This window comes from Isoalcanivorax pacificus W11-5 (assembly GCF_000299335.2).
Taxonomy (GTDB): Bacteria; Pseudomonadota; Gammaproteobacteria; order Pseudomonadales; family Alcanivoracaceae; genus Isoalcanivorax; species Isoalcanivorax pacificus.
This window is the reverse complement of the sequence record NZ_CP004387.1, coordinates 3,282,780-3,307,034: the sequence shown is the minus strand read 5'-3', so window position 1 is coordinate 3,307,034 and position 24,255 is coordinate 3,282,780. Positions and strand designations below refer to the sequence as shown.

The window sequence follows — 24,255 nt, the reverse complement described above, 5'->3', positions numbered from 1 at the left end:
CGTCTCAGTCCGGTTGCGTCATCCAGCTGCGGATGATCATGGCGACCATCAGCGGGTCTTCGCTGGCCATGTCCTGAAGATCGCGCAGGTTCTGTTCATAGGTGTGCGCATGGCGGCGGCGCTTGCGCCGGCGTGCCAGGCGGTTCTGTTCGTCCGCGTCTTCGCCGTCTTCCTCGCCGCTTTCCTCGCCACTTGCCTCGACCCGCCGTGTGCTGGCCTGCGCCTGGACACTGGCGGCGCGCTGGCGGGCGCTGGCGTCTGCGGCGGCACGCTCGGCCTGACGTGCAAGCATCGGACGCAGCAGCAGGCGGTACAGCAGCAGCGCGATGATCAATACGATCAGATAGCGGCCCAGTGTGAGGGCCACATGTTGCCACTGTGGCGATGTCCACCAGGCAGGTGCCTCGTCCTCTCCGGGATCAGTGAACGGGCTGTTGACGATTTCCAGACCGTCGCCGCGCGCCGGTGAGAACCCCATGGCCTGACGCACCAGTTGATCGATGCGTGCCAGCGCTTGCTCGTCGAGCGGCTCACGGGTGGCGGCGCCAGCCTCGTCCAGAGCGTCGCGGTAGTTCACCACCACCGCCACCGACAGGCGCTCGATGCGGCCAAGGCTGTGGCGGGTGTGGGTGACATTGCGGTCAACTTCGTAATTGACGATGTCCTCGCGGCGCAGTTGCCGGGTGTTGTCTTCCTCGGTGCCGGCATCGTCAGTGTTGCCACGGTTGATCGGCGAAGGAGCCGCGCCCGGTGGCGTATTCGACAGCGCGCCGGGAACACCACGGGCCAGGGTGTCATCGCCGCTGTAGGTGGCATTGATGCGTGTACTGCGCACGGCGGCGTCGTTGCCGTCCTGGTTCGGCCGGTAGGTTTCCGCCGTTTCCTCGCGCTGGGTGAAATCGATGTCGGCGGTCACCTGGGCGCGCACATTGCGACGGCCAAGGATCGGCGTGAGGATATCCTCGATACGCTGGCGATAGTCGCGTTCCACTTCGCGGATGTAATCCAGCCGCGTGCCGTCCAGCCCGGTGCCGCTGCCATCCTGGCGCGACAGCAGGCGGCCGGTATGGTCCACCACGGTCACTTCACTGGTGGCCAGTTCCGGCACGCTGCTGGACACCATGTGGGCAATCGCCTGCACCTGGCCGTCACCGAGCGCGCGGCCAGGGTGCAGGGTGAGCACCACCGACGCCTTGGCGGGTTCGCGTTCGCGAATGAACACCGACGGTTTGGCCAGCGCAAGATGCACGCGGGCATGTGCCACCGGGCTCAGCGATTCGATCGAACTGGCCAGCTCGCCTTCCAGGCCGCGCTGGTAATTGACCTGCTCGGCAAACTGGCTGATGCCGAATGCCTGGTTGTCCATGATGCTCAGGCCGACATTGCCCGCCTGCGGCAGGCCCTGCTCCGCCAGTTGCAGACGCAGGCGATGGACCTGACCGGACGGCACCATGACGGCCTGGCCGCCTTCACTGAAACGGTACGGCACGCCGCGCTGTTCCAGCTCGCTGATGATGCGACCGCCGTCGGCCTCACCAAGATTGGCGTAGAGCACGCGATAATCCGGCGCACTGGCCCACAGCAACAGCACCACGATCACGGCCACGGCGGCAGCGCCGGCCAGCAGCAGCGGCACCAGCGGCTGGCCGGCGCCGGCCTCGTTGCCACCGCGCAGGCGTTGCAGCCACTGGCTCAGGCTGGCGCCTGCTCCGTTCGGCGGCGCGCTTGCGCCCTCGCTCGCTGTAGTGCCACCCATGGTGCCACTCATCGGGGGGCTCCGGCGCGGGAATCAGCTTCTCTGGCTTGCAGCATCACAGTCCGTTCTCTCTGTCTCTGCCTGACGTGGCCGTGGGCACGGGAGCGCGCCGGACGGCAGTCCGATGCATGCCATTATGCGGAGCGCTGTCTGCGGCAAAGGAAAGAAAAGCCCGCGCTTTTGTCGCCAATTGCGCGCATGGCCGTGCCGATGGCGCTGCTAGTCTGTGGGGCCTGATGACACTGCCACCGAGGTCACGCCCGATGTCGACACCGGAAATCCAGTCCGCCCTGCAACAGATCCAGCAGATGGCCACCCAGGCGGCCGGTGGTCGTGGCCAACAGTTGTCCACGGTGGTCGGCGGCGGCGGTTTTGCCGGCGAGCTGCACGCCAGCCTGCAGCGCATCAATCAGCTGCAGGCGCGTTCCAGCCGGCAGGCCGAGGCTTTCCAGGCCGGCGCGCCGGACGTGGCGCTGCATGATGTGATGGTGGACATGCAGAAGGCGAGCGTGGCATTCCAGATGGGGGTGCAGGTGCGCAACCGGCTGGTGTCGGCCTACAAGGATGTGATGAATATGCAGGTGTAAGGGGAGCTCACGCCGTCAGGCGTATCAACAGGCCTCGAATCTGCTCCAGCCGTTCGGAAAGCGTGATCAACTCCTCCGGCGGTATTTCGCGAATCACTTCACCGCTCTCCCGGTCCACCAGACGAATGATGGTGCGGCCGGAATGTTCCGACAGTTCGAACTCGACGCCGTAGGCGCGCAGAACACCGTTGACCTGTTGCACGGGGGGGAGCAGGTCTTCCGGCACGGCCGTTTGCCGTTCTTCGGTCAGTACTTCATTGAGCACACGTTCCACGCGCTGGCGCGGCGTCAACGCGCTGTGCGCCACACTGCTCAATGCCTGGCTGACCGCATCGGCGGAAATTTTCATGCTGGGCGTCCTGTATGGGCGGTTCAGGAAACTGTATCGGCCATACAGGGCGCGACTTTAACAGGGTGTTGAAAAAGCCTCTTCGTGACTTAAACCACCTTTGCGATGCAGGTCTGCAAAGGTGCAAAGGGAAATCAATCGCTTGCCGCGCTTGATGTGCTGACAGCTTACTCAAGCCATCAGCACAGGCTGTTTTTCAACAGCCTGTTAGGGGATCAATTGTCGATGGGCGGAATGAATTGCTGATCTTCAAGTACTTTGATCAGGCTGCGCATCAGGTAGTTATTCATGAAGTTGACGTAATAGATGCGTCCGCCGGGGGTGAGGGTGTTGATAAAACCGGCCTCCCTCATTTTGGCAATCCGGTGGGTGCGGGCACGGGCATCCAGCCCGTCGATGGCTTTGCTCAGGTCTCCTGCCTTGAAACTCTGCAGGTGCACCCCGGTTTGCAGGATGCGGGACTCCGGGCGAGTCAGGTATCCGCGTGCTTCGCTCAGTGCAATTGTCGGATAAAGGATGCGTTCACGAAGAAAGCCGGCATCGAGCAGTTTGTTCAGTTTGGTTATTTCACCAAGGATGCCGGTGAGTACGTAATCACACCATTCCAGCAACGCTTGATCAGTGCCGGCGTCTGCTCGTGAGAGGCATGTATAGTATCGGTCCCTGTCGTTGCAGAACACGGCTGTAGGGTTCAGAAGTTTCCCTTGCTTGACGTTAAAGCCGTATTTGATCAGCAAGGCATACGTGAGCAGGCGGACCACCCGTCCATTGCCGTTGCCGAAAGGATGGATCCATACAAAGCGATGATGAGCCAGGGCGGTCTTGAGCAGATCATACTTGGGAGGATGATCCTGGTTGATGAAACCCAGCAGTTCATCCATGTAGGGTTGGACCGCATGCGCCTCAGGGGGGAGGTGCTCCGCATTGTGAATCTCGACATTCCAGGTACGGTATGCTCCAGGCGTCCGGTCGCCCTCGGCACCGAGATCATCGACAACAAGCTGATGAAGTTCTCGGATGAAATGATGTGTGAGTGGCGCGCCTTCGTCGATATTGTCCTCAATGAAGTTCATTGCGTTTTCGACATTGGCGATCTCCGAGAAACGTTCCTTCGAATGCTCCGTGTGTTCGATTTTTTGTTCTATGTACTCGGAAATGGTGGTGCGGTTGCCTTCGATACGGGCCGAGCCGATGCTTTCCAGAATATGAAAGATGTTCTTGAGCTGGAAAAACATCCATGGCGCGGTACTGCCGCCGAGCTTGAGCCGGCGAAGATGATCCAGTTCAAGCAGGGTATCGGTCAGTGGTGAGTCGAACTCCGGGCTGACGAGCCTGAGCGGGAATTCCTTTCCTTTCTTTGTCATAACTACACCGTCATATCTTAACTGTTTGATAGTTATGTTTTTTTGTGATCTTTCGTGGTTTGGTTATCTACAATGTTGCCTGTAGCGTAACTACAACAGGTGATGTTGGCCAGCCTTGAGTGGAGGGCTTGAGAAAAAAGAAAGGGCTCCTTGCGGAGCCCTTGGTATCGCCAGGGAGGCGGTCTGGGGGGACTGGACCTCCCGGCGGCGATATTAGCCCAGCAGGGACAGAACGCTCTGCGGAACCTGGTTGGCCTGTGCCAGAACCGAGGTGCCAGCCTGTTGCAGGATCTGCGCGCGGGTCATGTTGGAGACTTCGACGGCGTAGTCGGCGTCTTCAATCCGCGAGCGGGCAGCAGACAGGTTGGTTTCGGTGGTGCTCAGGTTGGTGATGGCGGAGTCGAAACGGTTCTGCATGGCACCCAGTTCCGAGCGCAGGCTGTCGACGGTGCTCAGTGCGGAGTCCAGTGCATCCAGCGGATCGGCGGTGAGCTGGTCGCCCAGGGTCACGGCGCCGGTGGCGGTATCCACTTCGGCGGCGTAGTACACGGTGTTGCCGTCGGCATCGCTGCCTTTGACAGCGTAGCCGCTGCCGTCGGAGAAGGCATACACCTCAGCGTTGTTGCCGACCAGTGCAGTGTCCAGGCCGCTGGTGTCGATGGAAACGGCGGCGTCCGGGTTGCTCAGCTGGCTGAGTGCCGAGCCGACCGTGGCGTCTGCGGCAGCGGAGGCGGCAGCGGAGGAGTCGTAGCTGACGGTGCCGTTGGCGAAGTCGACGGTGGCGGCGACGTAGTCATCGGCGCCGCGCTTCATGTGGTAGGTGCCGTCGGCCATCAGGTGCATGGTCGGCTGTGCGGCGACGTTGCTGTCACTGCGGCCGGTGATGTCGTCGGCTTCCACCACGACACCGCCACCAACGTGGATTTCGTTACCGGTCGCGGCAGTGGCGCCCGTGGCAGGGGTGACGGCGGTGCTGGAGTCGAACTCCAGGGCGTTGGTGTCTGCGTTGTAGGTGGCGGCGTAGAAGGTGGTGCCGGCATCGTCGGACACGTACAGCGTATCCGGGTTGTCGTCGTCCACGTACACCGCCCAGGTGGCAGCGCCGGCCGTGTCAGTGAAGCTGAAGTCTTCCAGGTTGCGGGAGGCCGGCACGGTTTCGGTAACGGCCGTGGCACCCAGGGAAGCGGTTTCGAAGGTGTTGCTCACGTCGAACGCGCTCAGGTTCAGCGTGCTGGCAGTGATTTCCTTCAGGTTCAGGGTGATTTTCTCACCATCGTTGGCGCCGACCTGGATGGTCAGGTTCTGGTCATCGGCCAGTACTTTTACGCCGTTGAAGCTGGTTTCGCGGGAGATGCGGTCGATCTCTTCCAGGCGCTGGTTGATTTCGTCCTGGATGGAGGAGAGGTCGGAACCGCTGTTGGTGCCGTTCTGCGATTGCACCGTCAGTTCACGAATGCGCTGCAGGTTGTCGTTGATCTGGTTCAGCGCGCCTTCCGCGGTCTGCGCCACGGAAATGCCGTCGTTGGCGTTACGCTGTGCCTGCGACAGACCGGTGATCTGTGCGCTCATGCGGTTGGCAATGGCCTGGCCGGCAGCATCGTCAGCAGCGCTGTTGATACGCAGGCCGGAAGACAGGCGCTCCATCGACGTTTGCAGTGCGCTTTGCGAGCGACCCAGGTTCTGCTGGCCGATCAGCGCGGTGATGTTGGTATTGATGACTGACATAGACTGTGTCCTTTCCTGTTCACCAAGAGGTCGGGCGCTGCGGTGGGCCGCGCCCCTGCCGGTCCGGTTTCTCGCGGGCCGTTATCCACTCTTTCGGCGGTCGGAGTGTGCGCTTTAGGGTTGCCGTGAAAAGTTTTTGCGGCGTCTGCGCGGTCGCTAAAGTCTGCAGACGGCCTGCCGATAGCCACCATAAGGAAGTAACAAGCGTAATAAGGCCGGCGGCGTCGGGCCTGTACCGTGCCGTCTGAAAGGCTATCCGGGGGGCATATGACGACAGACGGGCAGGCGCAGTACCGTCGCATTGATCAGCCGGCGCAGATGCAGCCGCTGCTGGATACGTTGCTGCAGGCCGGGGGCGCGCGGCTGGTATGGGCGGATCAGCCGGGCGAGGCGGTTCCGGTACTGGTGCAGGCGGTGTCTGCGGAAGAGGGCGTGTTGCTGGACCTGTCTGCCGTACCGGAACTGCTGGCGCCGCTCGCGGGCGGTGAAGCCTGCATGCTGCTGGGGCAGTACAACGGCGGGCAGCTGCGCACCGCGCCACTGAGTGCGGCCGGGCCGGTGGATGCCGGGCACGGCAGCCTGCTCTGGCGCGGCCCCTATCCGCAATGGGTGGACTGGCTGCAGCGGCGCGACACGTTTCGCGCCACGCTTGGCCTGGGCATGCGAGTGCCGGTGCTGGCGCGGCGTGAGGCGGTCCGGGCCGAAGGCTGGTTGCGTGATCTGTCGGTGCAGGGCTGTCTGGTGGAATTTGCCGCCGGCAACCTGTCCATACTGGGCGAGGGGACGCCGCTGGAACTGACCCTCAGTTTTCCGAACGGCTCGCGGCTGGTGCTGGACGCCCTGGCGCGCTATCAGCGTGCCGATGTGTCGCGTGGACTGGTCAGCCAGGGGTTTTCCTTTGTCGCCTGCAGTACGGAGCAGGAACGTCAGCTCTGGTACTACGTGCGCGAAATCGAACGCGAAGCTGCGCGCGGCAGCGGCGGCAACCAGACATTGCTGGTGGCGTCACCGCTGTTCCGGCAGGACGCACCGGAACCGGCCGCCGGCACAGAGGTGCGTGCGGCAGCGCGGGTGCCACAGTATTCCAGGCTGGCGCGGATCGCCGCGTATCTCGACAGTCAGATCCTGCTGCTGCGCGAAGGGGGTGTGATTGAACCCGGCCCGTTGTCGCGGCAGGCGGAGATCCTGCTGACGCTGCACGACGAAGATCGGGAAGCATTGCTGTTCGCCAGCCATTGCCTGCATCGTGAACCGGCGCTGGTGCGGCACTGCATCAGCGTGGCGGTGATGTTGCTGGATATCTGCCTGGCCAGGGACATCCCGCGCCGGCTGTGCAAGGCCGTGGCGGCCGCTGCGCTGGTGCACGATCTTGGCAAGGCATTGCTGCCGGATGCGGTGCGCGAGGCGGACGTCATCACCCCGGCACAGTTCAGTACCCTGGCCACGCACGTCGCCGCACTGGACGTGCCGCTGGCCGGCTGCGGCTGGCTCACTGCGCCGGTGATCGACGCGGTGGTGCGGCGTATCAACGAGCGGCTCGACGGCAGTGGCTACCCGGCCGGGTTGTCCGGGGAGGCATTGCCGGCGCTGGCCCGGCTGGCGGCGGTGGTGGATGTGGTGGATGCCATGAGCCATCCGCGTGCAGATCGTCCGGCGCGCGGCATCGACACGGTTTACCGGCACTTGCTGGACGCGCCACAGCAGTTTGATGGCCGCTGCGTCCAGGATTACATCCGGCATTTCGGCACGCTGCCGGTGGGGACACTGGTGCGCTACGCAGAGGGCCAGCTGGCCCGGGTGCTGCGGCTGGACATCACTGGCCGGCCGATGGCGGTCCAGCTCACGGCCGGGAACGAAGCGCCGGACGCCGGCACGGGGGAGGTATTGCGCGGCCGTACGCTGGCCCGTCTCGGCGAACCCCGCGCGGTACCGGAATACGCGATGCCAGCCCAGGACAGTCATCCGGGGACGGCGTGACCGGCGGCGCAAGCCGCCAACGGCACACAGAAATTCCATCGCTGGCCGCGCCTGCCGGCACAGGCTGTTTTTCAACGGCCCGCTAAAGTTCCTGCCTGCCCCTGCCGATAGCCCGAAATAGCGGTGTGTGGTGTGCCTTATCGACAGCTCGCCCGGTGCCGCCTCACGTCACAATACAACTGCGATGGATGAAGGACAGGACATGGCCTCAATATCTGCACTGGGCATCGGCTCCGGGCTGGAACTGAACGGGTTGCTGGATCAACTCGCCACGGCGGAACGGCAGAAGTTGAACCCGATTGCCCAGCAACGCCAGAGCTACGAAGCGAAGATTTCCGCGTTCGGCAAACTCGAGAGTGCGCTCTCGCAGTTCCAGGAGGCGGCTGCCAAGCTGAAGGAGCCGGAACAGTTCCGTACCGTGACACAACGCCTGACCGGTGACGCGTTGACCGCGTCCAGCCAGGACGGTGCCGCGCTGGGCACCTACCAGATCGAAGTCCATCATCTGGCGCAGGGTTACAGCATCGCCACCGCAGGCATCACTGATGAAGAAGCCTGGCTCGGTGGCGGCAGTGTCAGCTTTACGCTCGGCAACGGTGACACGTTCAGTGTCGATATCGACGCTGATGACAGCTCGCTGGAAGATATTCGTGACGCCATCAATGACGCCGGCAAGGGCGTGCAGGCGTCGCTGGTGAATGACGGCGGCGACACGCCCTGGCGGCTGGTGCTGGCATCGGAGCAGAGCGGCGAACAGGCGGCGGTGACCGATATCCAGTTCAATGGCGATCTCGGTAGCGCCCTGTCGCTGGATGCGGCCACGGAAGTACAGGCCCGTAACGCCTCGATGACCATCAACGGCATCAGTATCCAGAGCCAGGGCAATGTGGTCGAGGACGCCATCGAGGGTGTCGCGCTGACGCTGTCGGAAGCGGGCAGCGCCACGCTGGAGATTTCCCGCAACACCCCGGCGGTGGAAAAGGCGGTGAAGGATTTCGTCAACGCCTATAACGCGTTGCAGAAGAGCATGACCAGCCTGACGCGTTTCGATGCCAGCACCGGCGATGCCGGCGAACTGCTCGGCAACAGCACCCTGCGCACCGTGCAGTCGCAATTGCGCGGCGTGCTCAGCGCCGGTGTCGAGGGCGGTGACCTGACGTTGCTGTCGGATGCCGGCATCTCGCTGCAACTCGATGGCACGCTGAAAATCGACGAAGACGATCTCAAGGAAGTGGTCAGCGACAATCTGTCCGGCCTGTCCCGGCTGTTCGCCGGTGCCGGCAAGCAGGACGGGCTGGCCGATACCCTGCATGACACGATCGAGGACATGCTGCGCGACAACGGTCTGATCGATACGGCCACCAACGGGCTGGATACCAGCATTGCCGGCCTGGAGCGCCAGTATCAGCGCACGGAAGAACGCATCGATGCCACCATCGCGCGGTATCGCACGCAATTCGCGCGGCTGGACAGCATGGTGGCGCAGATGAACTCGGTCAGCAGTTACCTGACCCAGCAGTTCGACATGATGAACTCTCAGCTTGGGCGTAAATAACGCGCCGGTCAGCACCGGCAACACAGGGGAGAAACCGGACCATGAATGCCACCAGAGGCACCTCGTCACGCGGCAGGGGCGCTGGCGCCTACGCCCGGGTCGGTGTGGAAAGCGGTGTGATGTCCGCCAGCCCGCACCAGTTGATCACCATGCTGTTTGATGGCGTGGCCGCCGCACTCGGCACCGCGCGCCTGCATATGCGACAGGGCAATGCCAGTGGCAAGGGCGAGTCGATCTCGAAGGCGCTGGACATCATCAACAACGGTCTGCTGGCGGCGCTGGATCGTGAACGTGGCGGAGAACTCTCCGAGCGGCTGGGCTGGCTGTATCAGTACATCAGCCGCCAGTTGCTGGTCGCCAACCTGCATAACGACGAAGCACGGCTGGACGAAGCGGCACGGTTGCTCGATGACATCGGCTCTGCCTGGCGGCAGATCGACCCGCGCAGCCAAGGAGCCGTGCATGACTGATGCCACCGACGCCAGGGACGGCAAAGCGGTTTCACCAGAACGCGTTCTGGTGGCGTATGAACTGTTGCTGACACGCAGCCTGCGGATGCTCGCCAGCGCGCGCGCGCAGGACTGGGACGCACTGGTGGACGAACAGACACGCTACGTGATGGAAGTGGAATGGCTGGCCCGGCACGAGCAAAGCGTGGCCTTGCCGCTGGATGCCGTGGAGCGCAAGGCGGTACTGTTGGCGCGCATGCTGGAGAACGAAAGAGAAGTGCGCGCCTGCCTGACGGCGCGCCGTGACGAACTGGGCCAGTTGCTGGGCACCAGCATGCGCCAGCGTGAACTGGGCCGCGCCTACCGCCCGCGCCGCCCGCTGCCGGTTGATATACATCCGCTGTTTGATCCGGACAAACCATGAGTGGCATCACGCCGATCCTCGACACCCTGTTGCATCAGGTGCTGGGCCGGCGTGTCGAAGTGCCACTGAACCAGGCGCTCAATGAACCGGTGCGTCCGCTGCATCCCGGTGATGCGCTGCCGGCGCTGCGCAGTGATTCGCGGCTGGACCCGCGTGCGCCGCCGCTGATAGATCTGGCGCGTGGCCCTGCACAGAATGCGCCGGCGCCCGCGCCATCGCCGCCAACGGTGGCGGCAACGTCAGCGCGCACGCATTTCAGCGTGGCAGCGAAAGCCATCGCCGATGTGCTGTCACGATTTCCTGCACCGCCGTCGGCGATCCGGCCGGCGGCGCCGTTGTCGAGTGTGTCACCCCTGAATGCATCACTGGCGCAGGACGAACTGGTCACAGCACTGACGCAACAGCTGCGCGCGAGCATCGAACACAGTGGCCTGTTCTATCAGGCGCACCTGGCGCGCTGGCACCGTGGTGAGCTGCCGCTCGCGGCGCTGGCGCGCGAACCGCAAATGCAACTCACGCGTCCGGTGCTGTCACAGCGGCTGTTGCAGGACGAGGGCCTGCAGACGTTTCAGCGTACAGACACACAGGCGATATCGCTGTCGGCGCCAGACAAAAAAAATCAGTTCACTGATTTCGCCATGCGCATGCCCGCACACGACAGGATGGCAGAACCCGCACCGCAGAACGCAGCAGCCAGCGCCGCAACCATCAATGACACCCTGCAGGCACTGGTGCGACATCAACTGGAAGTGCTGACCACGCCGGTGGTGCACTGGCAAGGCGATGTGTGGACCGGCCTGTTCATGTCGTTGTCGCTGACATGGCTGCCGGTGTTGCCGGATGAGATGCCGGCGCAGGAACAGGACCCGGACGTGCCGAAGCACGAGCCGGAGGATCCCGATGCTTGTCGCTGGCAGGTGTCCCTGACGTTGTCCCACGCGCAACTGGGGCACCTGCACGGCAGCCTGCAACTGGCGCGCGGGCATCTGCTGATGACATTGCTGTGCGAGCGTGACGAGGTGACGGCGCTGCTTTCAGCGAACAGGGAATCACTGTGCCAGCGTCTTGCAGCAGCAGGTTTTGACACCGTGCAGGTGCGGGTAAAAAACGCTGAGCGGGAGCCGACCGGCGATGAGCGGTGATTCATCGTCGCTGCCACCCCGTCGCAGTGCGGTTGCACTCGGTTATGGTGAGCAGGACAAGGCACCGCGCGTGCTCGCCAGCGGCTACGGACCGTTGGCAGAACGCATCATCGAGGAGGCGCGGCGGCACGACATCTATGTGCAGTCAACGCCGGAACTGGTGGGCCTGTTAATGCAGGTCGACATCGACGAACAGATCCCGCCGCCGCTTTATCACGCGGTGGCAGAATTGCTGAGCTGGGTGGAAACGGTCGCGCAGGCGGAAGATTTTTCTCGCTAAGATGCAGAAAACTAAGGAAATAGAATTAGAAACATAAATAACCCGAAAACATCACTTGAAAAATCGATAAAATCTCGACAACATAACTGCGAACTGATTCACAAAAACCGTCTCTTCCAGGCTTCCCGCCATTCGTGCGGCGAACAGAAAGGAAAACTGTTTTTGGCACAGTTGGTTACAGGACGACGTGTCAGCCACGCTGACGTGACCTTTAGCGAACCCCGGGGGGGGATAGGTAATGGGTACGCGTCCATGGGCTAAGAACAAGGCATGAGTACGACTATGTCGGGTTCAAACAGGTTTTATCAGCTTATGGTGAATGGGAAACGCCAGTCTGCATCAGAACTGATGGCAGTTTTTCACTCTTAAGAAAGCCATTTCGGCGTCAGCAATGCAATGTGCCCGGGGGTGCGCCTCAGGGCCAGGGCGCTCGCTTGCCTGCCGAAGGAGAAAACGCGAAATGATCACGGATACCCTGCTCAGTGAAATCCAGGACATTAACCTGACCTACCTGCTGCTGGCGCAGCGCCTGCTGAAAGAAGATTACGCCACGGCGCTGTTCCGCCTGAAGATCAATGCGGCCATGGGCGATTTGCTGCTGTCGCTGTCGGCGAAACAGCTCGGCCGGCTGGCGCGCATCAATCAACTGCTGTGCCGCCTGTCGCTGGACGATGCCGACCAGCTTCGGCAATTGACGCACAACCAGCGGGAGCAGGGAATGTCGCAGACCCATGCGGCGCTATTAATGGCGTCAGCCAGTTATCAGCACGCATAGGGGGCGCAGGGCGATGTCTGATAAAAGCCTCGTGCTGGAAATGCGGCAAGTGCAACTGGCCATCGAGCTGATCGAACTGGGCGCCCGCTTGCAGGTGCTGGAATCGGAAACCGAACTCAGCCGTGGCCGGCTGATCAAGCTCTACAAAGAGCTGCGTGGCATGTCGCCGCCCAAGGGCATGCTGCCGTTTTCCACCGACTGGTTCATTACCTGGCTGCCGAATATCCACTCGTCGCTGTTCTACAGCTTTTACCGCGAACTGGTGGAAGAGCAGGACTGCGAGCGCATGGAAGGCTTCGTCAAGGCGTATCGCCTGTACCTGGAGCAGATGGCGCTGGACGATGCCGAGCCGGTGCTGGGGCTGACCCGCGCCTGGACACTGGTGCGTTTCTTTGAAAGTGGCATGTTCGAACTGTCGCAGTGCACCTGTTGCAGTGGCCGGTTCGTCAACCATGCCCGCACCCCGAGCCATGATTTTGTCTGCGGCATCTGCCAGCCGCCCTCGCGCGCCGGCAAGACCCGAAAGCGCCAGGCGATGCGTGCCGAAGCGGCTGCCCTGGCGGCACCGGGATCGACGCTGGAGCGGGCGTCTGCCGGACGCAGCTGGCAAAACTGATCCACTGCATCGCATGACCTGATCGGGAGGGCGCAGGATGGCGCCCTGCTGCCCGTCAGGCTGCTCCGTCCTGCCTCCTGCGCACCGCGCTTCTCCGCGTTTTTCTCCTGCTGACCCTCAAGCCCCGCCACGGCGTGCCGATAGATACGGTAACGACACCCACGCTGCCGTAAAGGATACCGCTCGTGCTGATACCCCTGGGCTTCATCATCGTCGCACTTTCCGTGTTCGGTGGATTTTCGCTGGCGGGCGGCCACCTCGGCCCGCTGTACCAGCCGACCGAAATACTGATGATCTGCGGTGCGGCGGTCGGGGCATTTATCGCCGCCAACAACGGCAAGGCGATCAAGGCGACATTGCGTACCGCGTCCACGCTCAAGCGCACCACCGGCTATGACCGCGATACCTACATGGAACTGATGGCGCTGCTGTACAAGCTGCTGTCGAAAATGCGCCGCGAAGGCGTGCTGGGTATCGAGCGTGATATTGAGCAGCCGCAGGACAGCCTGCTGTTTTCCGAGCACCCGAAAATCCTGTCTGACCCGATGATCATGGGCTTCATTACCGATTACCTGCGTCTGATGGTCAGCGGCGGCATGGACCCGATCGAAATCGACGAACTGATGACGCACGAGATCGAGGCGTTTGAACACGAGGCGCATATTCCCTCCGACGCACTGGCCAAGGTGGGCGATGCACTGCCGGCGTTCGGCATCGTCGCGGCGGTGCTCGGGGTGGTGAAGGCGCTGTCGGCCGCCGATGCCGGCGTCGAGGAAATGGGCTACATGATCGCGCACGCCCTGGTCGGCACGTTTCTCGGCATCCTGCTGGCCTATGGCTTCGTCAATCCGGTGGCCAGCCGTATCGACCGGCAGGTGAACGAGGCGGTGAAGATGCTGCAGTGCGTGCGCGTCACACTGCTCGCCAGCCTGAACGGCTATGCGCCGCAACTGGCGGTGGAATTCGGACGCAAGGCACTGCACCGCGCCGAGCGGCCATCCTTTACCGAACTTGAAGAGCATGTACGCGCCACCCGTATTGGCGGTACCACCGAAGCATGAGCAGCAACGCCGGCCCGCATCGTCCGATCATCATCCGCCGCAAGCGCTACACGCGACCGGCGCATCACGGCGGCAGCTGGAAGATCGCCCTGGCGGACTTCATGACCGCGCTGATGGCGCTGTTCCTGGTGCTGTGGATTCTGTCCACCGCGTCGCCTCAGCAGTTGCAGGGGCTGGCGGAATATTTCCGCACACCCCTGTCGGTCGCGATGACCGGCGGTGACCGGCCGTCTGCCAGCACCAGCGCCATCCCCGGCGGTGGCGACGACCCGGCACATGTCAAAGGGGAGCAGGCGCGGGTGGACCTGCGCCAGCAAACCCGCCCGGCGGATGTGCAGCGCCGTTTTTCCGAGTTGCAGGCGCGTATCGAACGGGTGGTCAGCGCAGACCCGTCACTGCGGGAACTGCTCGGGCAGATGCGCTTTGACACGATTCCCGATGGCCTGCTGATACAGCTGGTGGATACCGACCAGCGGCCGATGTTCGAGCTGGGCAGTGATCAGGTGGCGCCGTACATGCGCGACCTGTTGCGCACCCTGGCGCCACTGGTCAACGAACTGCCGAACCGTATCAGCCTCAGCGGGCATACCGACAGCCTGCGTTACGCCGCCGGTGAAAGCGGCTACAGCAACTGGGAACTGTCCGCCGACCGGGCCAATGCCTCACGCCGGGAACTGGTGGCCGGCGGGCTGGATTCAGCGCGCCTGCTGCGGGTCACCGGCATGGGCGACCGCGTCCCGGTGCCGGGCACTGATCCTGGCGACGCAGTGAACCGGCGCATTGCGTTGCTGGTGCTGTCCGACCTGGCCGCAGAACGTATCCAGGCACAGCATGACACCTCGACCCTGCAAGACCTGCCGGGCATGCCGTCGCCGTTACGGAGTGAGTGACGATGGATATCAGCGAATTTCACGACAGTTTCTTCGAAGAGGCGGAAGAACTGCTGCGCGAAATGGAAGCCTGCCTGCTGGCGCTGGACGTCACAGCGCCGGATACGGAACTGCTCAATGCCATCTTCCGGGCCGCCCATTCCATCAAGGGGGGCGCCGGTGCATTCGGCTTCCAGGCGTTGCAGCAGACCACGCACCTGCTGGAAAACCTGCTCGATCACGCGCGGCGCGGCGAGCTGACACTGCGGCGGGATATCGTCGATTTATTTCTGGATACCAAAGACATGCTCAACGATCAGATGGCCGCCTATCGGCAGGGCAATGAACCGGATCCCGAGGCGTTGCAACGCATCTGCGAAACGCTGCTGCAACTGGCGCTGGAAGAAGTGCATGACGGTGGCCAGGCGCCACCACCACCGCCGGCACCGGTAGCCGCCGCAGCGGTGGCGGCCGATGAGCCGGCCGCCGTCCATGACGCACTGCGCATCACCTTCCTGGGGGTCGGGGAGGCAGACCGCACGCTGCTGGTCGCAGAGCTGGGCCAGCTTGGCAACGTGCTCGCCAGCGACGGCGATGACGTGCGCTACAGCGTGACGCTGGCCACCAGTGTGGCGCCCGCCGATATCGAGGCAGTGCTGTGCTTTATCGTCGAGCCGGAGCAACTGGAGATCGAGCTGTCGGCGGCGCCCTCTGAAGAGGAGGCTGCGCCACCGGCAGACTCCCGGGAGGCGACGCCTGTGCCGGACCCGGTGCAGACGCCGGCGCCGCACCGCGCAGAGGGGCCTGCGCAAAGTGCAGTACAAAACACCGCACAAGGCGCTGCAGCACCCGGCACCCAGAACAGCGAGTCGTCCTCGATTCGCGTACCGGTAACCAAGGTGGACCAGATCATCAACCTGGTCGGCGAACTGATCATCACCCAGTCGATGCTCAATCAGGTGTCCGGGCAACTGGACGGCTTCGCGCACGGCGCGCTGGTGAATGGCCTGAACCAGCTGCAGCGCAACGCACGGGCCTTGCAGGAATCAGTGATGTCGGTGCGCATGGTGCCGATGGATTATGTCTTCAGCCGCTTCCCGCGTCTGGTGCGTGACCTGGCCGGCAAGCTGGACAAGGATGTGGTTCTGGTGACCGAGGGCAAATCCACCGAACTGGACAAAAGCCTCACCGAACGCATCGTCGATCCGCTCACGCATCTGGTGCGCAACAGCCTGGACCATGGCATCGAGTCGCCGGACGTGCGTGAAGCGGCCGGCAAGCCGCGCCAGGGCACCTTGTCGCTGTCCGCCCGCCACCAGGGCGGCAACATCCTGATCGAAGTGGCCGATGACGGCGGCGGCCTGAACCGGGAAAAAATTCTCGCCCGTGCCCGTGACAATGGCCTGTCGGTGTCCGACGCCATGAGCGATGCGGATGTCTGGCAGCTGATTTTTGCGCCGGGCTTCTCCACCGCCGAGCAGGTCAGTGACGTGTCCGGCCGGGGTGTGGGCATGGATGTGGTAAAGCGCAATATCCAGGGCATGGGTGGGCACGTGGAAATCCTGTCACAACCGGGGCAGGGCACCACCACCCGCATTGTGCTGCCGCTGACGCTGGCGATCCTGGACGGCATGTCGGTCCGGGTCGGAGAGGAAACCTTCATCCTGCCGGTCAGTGTGGTCACCGAATCAATGCAGCCGCGCGCCGAGCAGCTCTACCGCATGGCCGGCGACGATCTGTTGTTGAAAGTGCGTGAAGATTATCTGCCGGTGGTCGCGCTGCGCGACGTCATGGACGTACCCGGCGCCCGGGTCCAGGCGACCGGATGCATTGCCGTGATCGTGCACGGCGAAGGCCGCCGCTATGCGCTGCTGGTGGACGATCTGATCGGCCAGCAGCAGGTGGTGGTGAAAAACCTGGAAACCAACTATCGCAAAGTGCCCGGCATTTCTGCCGCCACCATTCTCGGTGACGGCCGTGTGGCGCTGATCCTGGATATCGCCGACCTGTACCGTCTTAACCAGAGCAAGGGCGAACGCCGCGCGCCAACCACGCCGCTGACGCCACCATCCCGTGAGCCTGTCGAGGAGCTGGAATCATCATGAATGCATTGAACTTGGCCCACGCCGGCACCGCCGGCGAGGCGGGCAGCCGCGAGTACCTGGTGTTTTCCCTCGGCGGGGAAGAGTACGCCATCGACATCCTGAAAGTGCAGGAGATCCGCGGCTACGAAAACGTCACCCGCATCGCCAATGCGCCGCCGTTCATCAAGGGCGTGGCCAACCTGCGCGGCGTGATCGTGCCGATCATCGACCTGCGCATCAAGTTTCGCCTGGCCAGCGCCGAGTACGACAGCCAGACCGTGGTCATCGTGGTGAACATCGGCGCGCGCGTGATGGGGGCGGTGGTCGACCGCGTCTCTGATGTGATGACGCTGACACCGGAGCAGATCAAGCCGGCGCCGGAGTTCGGCGTCAACCTGCCGCTGGATTACATCAACGGCCTCGGCAATCTGAAAGACCGCATGCTGGTGCTGGTGGATATCGAGAAGGTGCTGACCAGTGAAGAAATGGCCCTGGTGGATGAAGTCAGCGAATAACCTGGTGTGTTGACGGGGTGCCAGAATCATCCCGTTAAAGGAGAGAGACAGCATGCGCAACAATCAGCCGGTCAGCGGTCGCGAATACCCTTTGCGCGATGACCATTTCCTGATTTCCCGGACCGACCTGAAAGGCCGTATCACCTACGCCAATCCGGCGTTCGTGGAAGTCAGTGGTTTCAGCCGGGAAGAACTGCTCGGTGCCCCGCACAATATTGTCCGCCATCCGGACATGCCGGTGCAGGCGTTCGGCAACCTCTGGTCGACCATTGCCGCCGGGCATACCTGGATGGGCGTGATCCGCAACCGGCGCAGGAATGGCGATCATTACTGGGTGCGCTCGCACGTCACGCCGGTGGTCGAAGGCGGCCGTACCACCGGCTATGTCTCCGTGCGGCTGAAAGCCTCGGCGGCGGAAATCCGCGACGCCGAACGCGACTACGCACTGCTGCGCGAAGGCCGCGGCCGGCATCTGGTGCTGCATCGTGGTGAAGTGCGCCAGCGCGGGCTCACCGGCATGCTGCGCCGCTTTAACCGGCGCGCGCTGGAAGTGCGTCTGGCGGGGCTCGCGCTGGTGTCCTGCACGCTGCTCGGTGTATCCACCGGCATTGGCCTGTACGGCCTGTGGCAATCGGGCGAGGCACTGAGCCGCCCGCTGCTGGTGGCGCACGGCGCGGTCATGGTAGTGGGCCTGCTGCTGATGATCGGCCTGTGCGTGCGGCTGACCCGGCAACTGTTGCGGCCGGTCAGCGACGCGGTGCAATTCACGCTGCAGATCGCCGCCGGCAACCTCGGCGCCCGCCTGGCCGGTGAGGCACATCACGGCAACAACCGCTTGCGCCGGGCACTGGACGTCATGCGTCGCAGCCTGGCCAGCATCGTCGGTGATGTGAACGAAGGGCTGGATGTGGTGGCGCCGGCGGCGCGCAGTATTGCCGAGGGCAACGAAGACCTGTCGTCGCGTTCCGAGCAGCAGGCGGCGTCGCTGCAACAGACCGCCGCCAGTATGGAGCAGATCACCACCACCGTGCGGCAGAACGCCGACAATGCCCGCCAGGCCAGTTTGCTGGCGTCCGAGGCGGCGACCACGGTGGCTGGCAGTCGTGAGGTGATGGGGCAGGTGGTGGACACCATGGGCCGCATCACCACCAGTTCGGAAAAAATGTCGGTGATCATCGATGCCATCGACAACATCGCTTTCCAGACCAACATCCTGGCGCTGAATGCGTCGGTGGAGGCCGCCCGCGCCGGCGAACAGGGGCGCGGCTTTGCCGTGGTGGCCGGGGAAGTGCGCAGCCTCGCCGGGCGCTCGGCGGAAGCCGCGCGGGAGATCCGCGAGCTGATCGCCCGCTCCGGGGAGGAAATCGATGCCGGTGCACAACTGGTGCGCCGTGCCGAGGGCACCATGGAAGGGGTGGTCAGTTCGGTCACACGGGTGAACGACATCATCGGCGAGATCAGCGCCGCGTCGGAGGAACAGAGCACCGGCATCAGCCAGGTCAACCGCGCCATTACACAGATGGATGAAGTGACACGGCAGAACGCCGAACGGGTCGGCGCCTCGGCCCGGGCAGCCAGCGCCCTGCAGGAACGCGTCGGTATTCTCGGCGGCGCCATGGGGGTGTTCCGGCTGGAGAGTGAACCGGCGCCGCCCCCGGCACGACGCACCCCCACGCTGACAGTGATCAACGCGACGGCGGAGAAAGCCTCTTGAGCAACGCCCCGCCGGATGCATCGACAGGTGCCTTTGCCGGCCTGCTGGAACGCGATCTGCTGCTGACCGACGCGGACTTTACCCGCGTCAGCCAGCTGATCTATCAGCGCGCCGGCATCGTGCTGGCGCCGCACAAGCGCGACATGGTCTACAGCCGGCTTGGGCGGCGCGTGCGCAGCCTGGGGCTGACCCGTTTCAGCGACTACCTGACGCGGCTGGAGCTGCACGGCAATGCCACCGAATGGACTGCGTTCACCAATGCACTGACCACCAACCTGACGTCGTTTTTTCGCGAGGCGTATCACTTCCCGCTGCTGGCGCAGCACGTCACCGGGCGACGTGGTCCGGTGCGGGTCTGGAGCGCGGCGGCGAGCACCGGCGAGGAAGTCTGGTCGATCGCCATCACGCTGCTGGAAACCCTCGGGCCGCAGGCGGACATCGAAGTCGTGGGCACCGATATCGACACCGAGGCCCTGCGCCGCGCGCGGGCAGGCATCTATCCGCAGGAATTGCTGCGCGACATGGACAAGGGCCGGCTGAAGCGGTTCTTCCTCAAGGGCGCCGGGCAGCACAGCGGCTTTGTCAGGGTCAGGCCGGAACTGACGGCGCGGGTACGCTTCGGCGAACTGAATCTGGTGGCGCCGGCGTGGCAGGACATCGAGCCGTTTGATGCCATCTTCTGTCGCAACGTGATGATCTATTTCGACCGCACCACCCAGGCTCGCGTGCTGGACCGGCTGGCCGCCTGCCTGAAACCGGACGGGCTGTTGTTTGCTGGCCATTCGGAGAATTTTTCCCAGATCAGCACGCGCTTCCGGCTGCGCGGGCAGACCGTTTACACCCTGAGCTAAAGCAGGCGTGACGATGGCCGATAAACCTGTCAACAGGGATCGCAGGCGTGTGCTGCGGCATAACGGGAGAGCGTCTTGAGCGGCAACAGAATCCGGGTGCTGTGCGTGGATGATTCAGCGCTGATCCGCGACCTGCTGAGCCAGATCATCAACAGTCATCCGGACATGGAAGTGGTGGCCGTGGCGCCGGACCCGCTGGTGGCGCGTGACCTGATCAAGCGACACAACCCGGATGTGCTGACGCTGGATGTGGAAATGCCGCGCATGGGCGGGCTGGATTTTCTCGAACGCCTGATGCGGCTGCGGCCGATGCCGGTACTGATGCTGTCGTCGCTGACCAGCGCCGGTTCCGACGTGACGCTCAAGGCGCTGGAGCTGGGCGCGCTGGATTTCATTGAAAAGCCGACACTCGGTGTACGCGACGGCATGTTCGAGTACAGCGCACTGATTGCCGCCAAGATCCGCATGGCAGCGCGCGCGCAGCCGCGCCGCATCGAACCGGCGAAACAGGCCCCCGGCGCGCTGGCGGCGCTGGCGGTGTCGAGTGAAAAACTGGTGGTGCTTGGCGCTTCCACCGGCGGCACCGAGGCGATTCGCGAAGTGTTGCAGCCGCTGCCGGCGAATGCGCCCGGCATCCTGATTGCGCAACACATGCCCGGTGGCTTTACGCGCTCGTTCGCGCAACGGCTGGATGGGCTGTGCCGCATCCGGGTGAAGGAGGGCGAGCATGGTGAACGGGTGCTGCCGGGCCATGCCTATATTGCGCCGGGCGATGCGCACATGACACTCGGGCGCAGTGGCACCCACTACGTGGTGCAGCTGGATGACGGCCCACCGGTGAACCGGCATCGCCCGTCGGTGGACGTGCTGTTTGAATCCGCTGCGCGATTGTCGCGGGACAACACCATCGGCGTGCTGCTCACCGGCATGGGCAAGGACGGTGCGCGCGGCTTGCTGGCGCTGCGCGAGACCGGGGCCAGCACGCTGGCACAGGATCAGCAGACATCGCTGGTGTTCGGCATGCCGCGCGAGGCCATCGCACTCGGCGCTGCCAGCGAAGTGGTGGCGCTGGGAGACGTCGCCGAACGCCTGCTGGCACTGGCGACACGCACCACACGCGGCACGCGAGCGCATGCTGTAACGGGGCCTGCTGACAGGCCAACGCATAACCGGAACCAGGGAAACCCGCATGATGACTTTACTGCGTAACCTGAACATACGCACCGCCATGGCCGGAGTGTTGATCTGCTGCGCGCTGCTGATCGGCGCACTGGCGGTACTGAGATCGGTGAACAACGCCTCCACCGAGCAATCGATGGACGTGCTGGACAGCGTCAACGTGCAACAGCTCAACGAGATCAACCGCGCCCAACTGCTGCTGGCGCGGGCGCGGCTGAGCATGGACATGGCGGCCAGTTACCTTGAGCGCGAGATGAACAGCCAGGCGCACGATCTGCTGCGCCGGGTGGAAGGGCTGGTCGGTCAGTCGCGCGCGCATTTCGAAACCTTCCTCGCGGTGCCGAAAGAAGCGGAAGGCAAGGCGCTCGCTGATGACCTGGCGATGAATTACAGCGAACTGGTGACGCTGCTGCTGGAGCGGCGTGCATCACTGGAAAAGGAAGACCTCTACGGCTTCTTTGAACTGGGTATCAGCATGGCCGCCATGGACGAGATTCTGGAAGACAGCAATCAGCGCTTTGTCGACCACGCCTCCCAGGTGGTGGACATGGAGCTGGCTCGCTTTGACCAGCAGATGGCGCTGTTCCAGCGCATCGGTATCGCCGTGCTGGTGGTGACTGCTCTGGTGCTGGTGCTGATCTACCTGATGCTGCGCAAAGTGGTGATCCTGCCATTGGGGGATGCGGTGGAGCATCTCAACCGGCTGGCCGATGCCGACATGTCCCAGGATATCCGCGTGCCCGGGCGCAACGAGATCGGCACGCTGTTTGCCGCCATGCGCAAGTTGCAGGACAGCCTGTCCGGCATCGTCTACGACGTGCGCACCGGCAGCGGCGCGGTGTTCACCGGCGCGGCGGAAATCGCCAAGGGCAATGCGGACCTGTCCTCGCGCACGGAAGAACAGGCGGCCTCGCTGGAAGAAACCGCTGCCAGCATGGAGCAGTTGACCGCCACCGTACGGCAGAACGCGGAAAACGCCAGCCAGGCCAGCAACCTGGCCAGCGAAGCCTCCGGCACCGCCGTGCGTGGCGGCGAGGCGATGCAGAAAGTGATCAGCACCATGTCCGGGATTTCCGAGTCCTCGAAAAAGGTGGCCGAGATCACGCGCATGATCGATTCGATTGCGTTCCAGACCAACATCCTGGCGCTGAACGCGTCGGTGGAAGCCGCGCGGGCCGGCGAGCAGGGCCGTGGCTTTGCTGTGGTGGCCGGTGAAGTGCGCAACCTGGCCGGCAGCAGTGCGGACGCGGCGCGCGAGATCAAGCAACTGATCGAACAGTCGGTCGTGCAGGTGGATCAGGGCTCGGTGCTGGTGCAACAGGCCGGCAAGACCATGGACGAGGTGGTGGCGGCGGTGAAGCGCGTCACCGACATCATGGACGAAATTTCCTCTGCTTCCCGCGAGCAGAGCGGTGGCATCGAGCAGGTCAGTCAGGCGGTCAGCCAGATGGACGAAGTCACCCAGCAGAACGCAGCGCTGGTGCAGCAGGCCATGGCCGCCGCCGCGTCGCTGGAGGAACAGGCACGGCATCTTGAACAGGCGGTGTCGGTGTTCCGGCTGCGCCAGGGCGAGGAGCAATACAGGCCGGCGCTGAATGCTGTCGAGAGCGGGCAGGACGATGAGCCGGCACCGCCACTGCTGACACTGGAGACGCCGGCCTACGATGACAGTGTGGCGCCGGCGCCGCCTGCCGGCCGGCGCACCTCACGCCGTGAACCGGTCACCACCGAAGACGACTGGGAAGAATTCTGATGGCGCCTGTTGCGCCACCGGCAACCGCGCGCCCTGCGCACAGTGATTGAGAGACCGCGATGATAGACAAGGACATGAGCATTCTGGTGGTGGACGATTTCCCCACCATGCGCCGCATTGTACGCAGCCTGCTGAAAGAGCTGGGTTTCAATAATGTCGATGAAGCTGAAGACGGCCAGGAAGCGTTGAGCCGGCTGCGCAGCGGCAGCTTCGAGTTCGTGTTGTCGGACTGGAACATGCCGAACCTGGATGGCCTGGAGATGCTCAAGCAGATGCGCGCCGATGCCGCGCTGAAAGACCTGCCGGTGCTGATGATCACTGCCGAGGCGAAGAAGGAAAACATCATTGCCGCCGCCCAGGCCGGCGCCAATGGTTATATCGTCAAACCCTTCACGGCGGTGACGCTGGAAGAAAAGCTCAACAAGATTTTCCAGAAGTTGGGCAAGTAGGCCATCGGTGCCGGCAGGAGAGACCGTTATGAGTGGTGAAGCGCATTCCATGACCGCAGCGGAACAGGGCGGTTCCGATGAACTGATGCAGCGTATCGGCGCGCTTACCCGCATGTTGCGGCAGAGCATGCGTGAGCTGGGCCTGAACAAGGAAGTGGAAAAAGCAGCGGCGGCGATTCCTGATGCGCGCGCGCGGCTGGACTATGTTGCCTCGATGACCCGCCAGGCCGCTGAGCGTTCGCTCAATGCCATCGACCGGGCCCGGCCGCTGCAGGACGAGATGGAAACCACCGCCGCTGCATTGGAAGTGCGCTGGGCCGAGTGGTTTGCGGCACCGGACGCGCTGGATGATGCCAGAGAGCTGGTGCAGCAGACGCGCGCCTTTCTCGGTGCCGTGCCGGCCTCCACCCGCGCCACCAGCCAGGAACTGCTGGAGATCATGATGGCGCAGGATTTTCAGGATCTGACCGGGCAGGTGATCCAGAAAATGATGGAGGTGATCCAGGAAGTGGAGCACCAGCTCATGCAGGTGCTGCTGGAAGCCATACCCGAGGGCGAGGAACGCGAAGACATGCAGCGCCGCCTGCGCCAGCAGTGGGCCTCCGATGCGTCGCGCAACCAGGACTCACTGAAGAACGGTCCGGCCATCCAGCCTGGCGGCGACGACATCGTCAGCAGCCAGGACCAGGTGGATGATCTGCTCGACGAACTCGGCTTCTGAATCCTCGGCTTCTGAATTTGAGGCGCCTTCGTTTAAAGCGGCAATAAGCCCCTTTCCGAG

23 protein-coding genes are annotated in these 24,255 nt (G+C 63.5%); 19 read left to right on the top strand and 4 right to left on the bottom strand.

Annotation, left to right across the window (positions count from 1 at the left end; genetic code table 11):
- Positions 1-4: 4 nt before the first annotated feature.
- Positions 5-1,768, bottom strand: a complete 1,764-nt coding sequence (gene fliF, locus S7S_RS14770; RefSeq protein WP_008733758.1) for a flagellar basal-body MS-ring/collar protein FliF — start codon at positions 1,766-1,768, stop codon at positions 5-7.
- 251 nt (positions 1,769-2,019) lie between these two features.
- Here fliF and fliE point away from each other — a divergent pair, with 251 nt between their 5' ends.
- Positions 2,020-2,343, top strand: coding sequence for a flagellar hook-basal body complex protein FliE (gene fliE / locus S7S_RS14765; RefSeq protein WP_008733760.1), 324 nt, complete (start codon positions 2,020-2,022; stop codon positions 2,341-2,343).
- Between the two features lie 7 nt (positions 2,344-2,350).
- On the opposite strand, the gene S7S_RS14760 is transcribed toward fliE, so the two are convergent.
- From S7S_RS14760 to S7S_RS14750, 3 genes are all read right to left on the bottom strand, one after another.
- A complete protein-coding gene (locus S7S_RS14760) occupies positions 2,351-2,692 on the bottom strand; it encodes a flagellar protein FlaG (protein WP_008733762.1) in 342 nt (113 codons plus the stop codon).
- A 215-nt stretch (positions 2,693-2,907) separates the two neighbouring features.
- Positions 2,908-4,056 carry a Fic family protein gene (locus tag S7S_RS14755; RefSeq protein WP_008733765.1) on the bottom strand — a complete coding sequence of 383 codons (1,149 nt, stop codon included), beginning with the start codon at positions 4,054-4,056 and terminating at the stop codon, positions 2,908-2,910.
- 213 nt (positions 4,057-4,269) lie between these two features.
- Positions 4,270-5,781: a FliC/FljB family flagellin gene (locus tag S7S_RS14750; protein WP_008733767.1), complete on the bottom strand. Its 1,512-nt coding sequence runs from the start codon at positions 5,779-5,781 to the stop codon at positions 4,270-4,272.
- A 267-nt stretch (positions 5,782-6,048) separates the two neighbouring features.
- Here S7S_RS14750 and S7S_RS14745 point away from each other — a divergent pair, with 267 nt between their 5' ends.
- The 18 genes from S7S_RS14745 to cheZ all read left to right on the top strand — a co-directional run bounded on the left by S7S_RS14745 (position 6,049) and on the right by cheZ (position 24,195).
- Complete coding sequence (locus S7S_RS14745) at positions 6,049-7,758, top strand: HD domain-containing phosphohydrolase (protein WP_008733770.1); 1,710 nt, start codon at positions 6,049-6,051, stop codon at positions 7,756-7,758.
- Positions 7,759-7,960: 202 nt separating this feature from the next.
- A complete protein-coding gene (gene fliD / locus S7S_RS14740; RefSeq protein WP_008733772.1) occupies positions 7,961-9,313 on the top strand; it encodes a flagellar filament capping protein FliD in 1,353 nt (450 codons plus the stop codon).
- A 41-nt stretch (positions 9,314-9,354) separates the two neighbouring features.
- Positions 9,355-9,783 carry a flagellar export chaperone FliS gene (gene fliS, locus S7S_RS14735; protein ID WP_008733777.1) on the top strand — a complete coding sequence of 143 codons (429 nt, stop codon included), beginning with the start codon at positions 9,355-9,357 and terminating at the stop codon, positions 9,781-9,783.
- Positions 9,776-10,186, top strand: a complete 411-nt coding sequence (locus S7S_RS14730; protein ID WP_008733779.1) for a flagellar protein FliT — start codon at positions 9,776-9,778, stop codon at positions 10,184-10,186. The genes fliS and S7S_RS14730 overlap by 8 nt, the downstream gene beginning before the upstream one ends.
- Positions 10,183-11,328: a flagellar hook-length control protein FliK gene (fliK, locus tag S7S_RS14725; RefSeq protein ID WP_008733781.1), complete on the top strand. Its 1,146-nt coding sequence runs from the start codon at positions 10,183-10,185 to the stop codon at positions 11,326-11,328. Before S7S_RS14730 ends, fliK begins: the two co-directional genes overlap by 4 nt.
- A complete protein-coding gene (locus S7S_RS14720; RefSeq protein WP_008733783.1) occupies positions 11,318-11,608 on the top strand; it encodes an EscU/YscU/HrcU family type III secretion system export apparatus switch protein in 291 nt (96 codons plus the stop codon). Before fliK ends, S7S_RS14720 begins: the two co-directional genes overlap by 11 nt.
- Positions 11,609-12,068: 460 nt before the next feature.
- A complete protein-coding gene (flhD, locus tag S7S_RS14715) occupies positions 12,069-12,383 on the top strand; it encodes a flagellar transcriptional regulator FlhD (RefSeq protein ID WP_008733785.1) in 315 nt (104 codons plus the stop codon).
- Between the two features lie 13 nt (positions 12,384-12,396).
- On the top strand, positions 12,397-12,999 hold the full coding sequence (gene flhC, locus S7S_RS14710) for a flagellar transcriptional regulator FlhC (RefSeq protein WP_008733788.1): 603 nt from the start codon (positions 12,397-12,399) through the stop codon (positions 12,997-12,999).
- A 185-nt stretch (positions 13,000-13,184) separates the two neighbouring features.
- On the top strand, positions 13,185-14,060 hold the full coding sequence (gene motA / locus S7S_RS14705) for a flagellar motor stator protein MotA (RefSeq protein WP_008733790.1): 876 nt from the start codon (positions 13,185-13,187) through the stop codon (positions 14,058-14,060).
- Positions 14,057-14,950: a flagellar motor protein MotB gene (gene motB, locus S7S_RS14700; RefSeq protein WP_008733791.1), complete on the top strand. Its 894-nt coding sequence runs from the start codon at positions 14,057-14,059 to the stop codon at positions 14,948-14,950. The genes motA and motB overlap by 4 nt, the downstream gene beginning before the upstream one ends.
- A 2-nt stretch (positions 14,951-14,952) precedes the next feature.
- Positions 14,953-17,034 carry a chemotaxis protein CheA gene (cheA, locus tag S7S_RS14695; protein WP_008733793.1) on the top strand — a complete coding sequence of 694 codons (2,082 nt, stop codon included), beginning with the start codon at positions 14,953-14,955 and terminating at the stop codon, positions 17,032-17,034.
- Entirely contained in the window at positions 17,031-17,528 is a 498-nt protein-coding gene (locus S7S_RS14690; protein ID WP_008733796.1) for a chemotaxis protein CheW, read from the top strand. Before cheA ends, S7S_RS14690 begins: the two co-directional genes overlap by 4 nt.
- Positions 17,529-17,580: 52 nt before the next feature.
- Positions 17,581-19,242: a methyl-accepting chemotaxis protein gene (locus tag S7S_RS14685; RefSeq protein ID WP_008733798.1), complete on the top strand. Its 1,662-nt coding sequence runs from the start codon at positions 17,581-17,583 to the stop codon at positions 19,240-19,242.
- Positions 19,239-20,093: a CheR family methyltransferase gene (locus S7S_RS14680; RefSeq protein ID WP_008733800.1), complete on the top strand. Its 855-nt coding sequence runs from the start codon at positions 19,239-19,241 to the stop codon at positions 20,091-20,093. The genes S7S_RS14685 and S7S_RS14680 overlap by 4 nt, the downstream gene beginning before the upstream one ends.
- Before the next feature lie 75 nt (positions 20,094-20,168).
- The gene (locus tag S7S_RS14675) at positions 20,169-21,302 is read left to right on the top strand and encodes a protein-glutamate methylesterase/protein-glutamine glutaminase (RefSeq protein WP_008733802.1); all 1,134 of its coding nucleotides are present in this window, start codon (positions 20,169-20,171) and stop codon (positions 21,300-21,302) included.
- Positions 21,283-23,025 (top strand): methyl-accepting chemotaxis protein, encoded by a 1,743-nt coding sequence (locus tag S7S_RS20135; protein WP_035203116.1) that lies wholly within the window; start codon positions 21,283-21,285, stop codon positions 23,023-23,025. Before S7S_RS14675 ends, S7S_RS20135 begins: the two co-directional genes overlap by 20 nt.
- A 59-nt stretch (positions 23,026-23,084) precedes the next feature.
- A complete protein-coding gene (cheY, locus tag S7S_RS14665; protein WP_008733807.1) occupies positions 23,085-23,474 on the top strand; it encodes a chemotaxis response regulator CheY in 390 nt (129 codons plus the stop codon).
- A 28-nt stretch (positions 23,475-23,502) separates the two neighbouring features.
- On the top strand, positions 23,503-24,195 hold the full coding sequence (cheZ, locus tag S7S_RS14660; RefSeq protein WP_008733809.1) for a protein phosphatase CheZ: 693 nt from the start codon (positions 23,503-23,505) through the stop codon (positions 24,193-24,195).
- Positions 24,196-24,255: the final 60 nt, after the last annotated feature.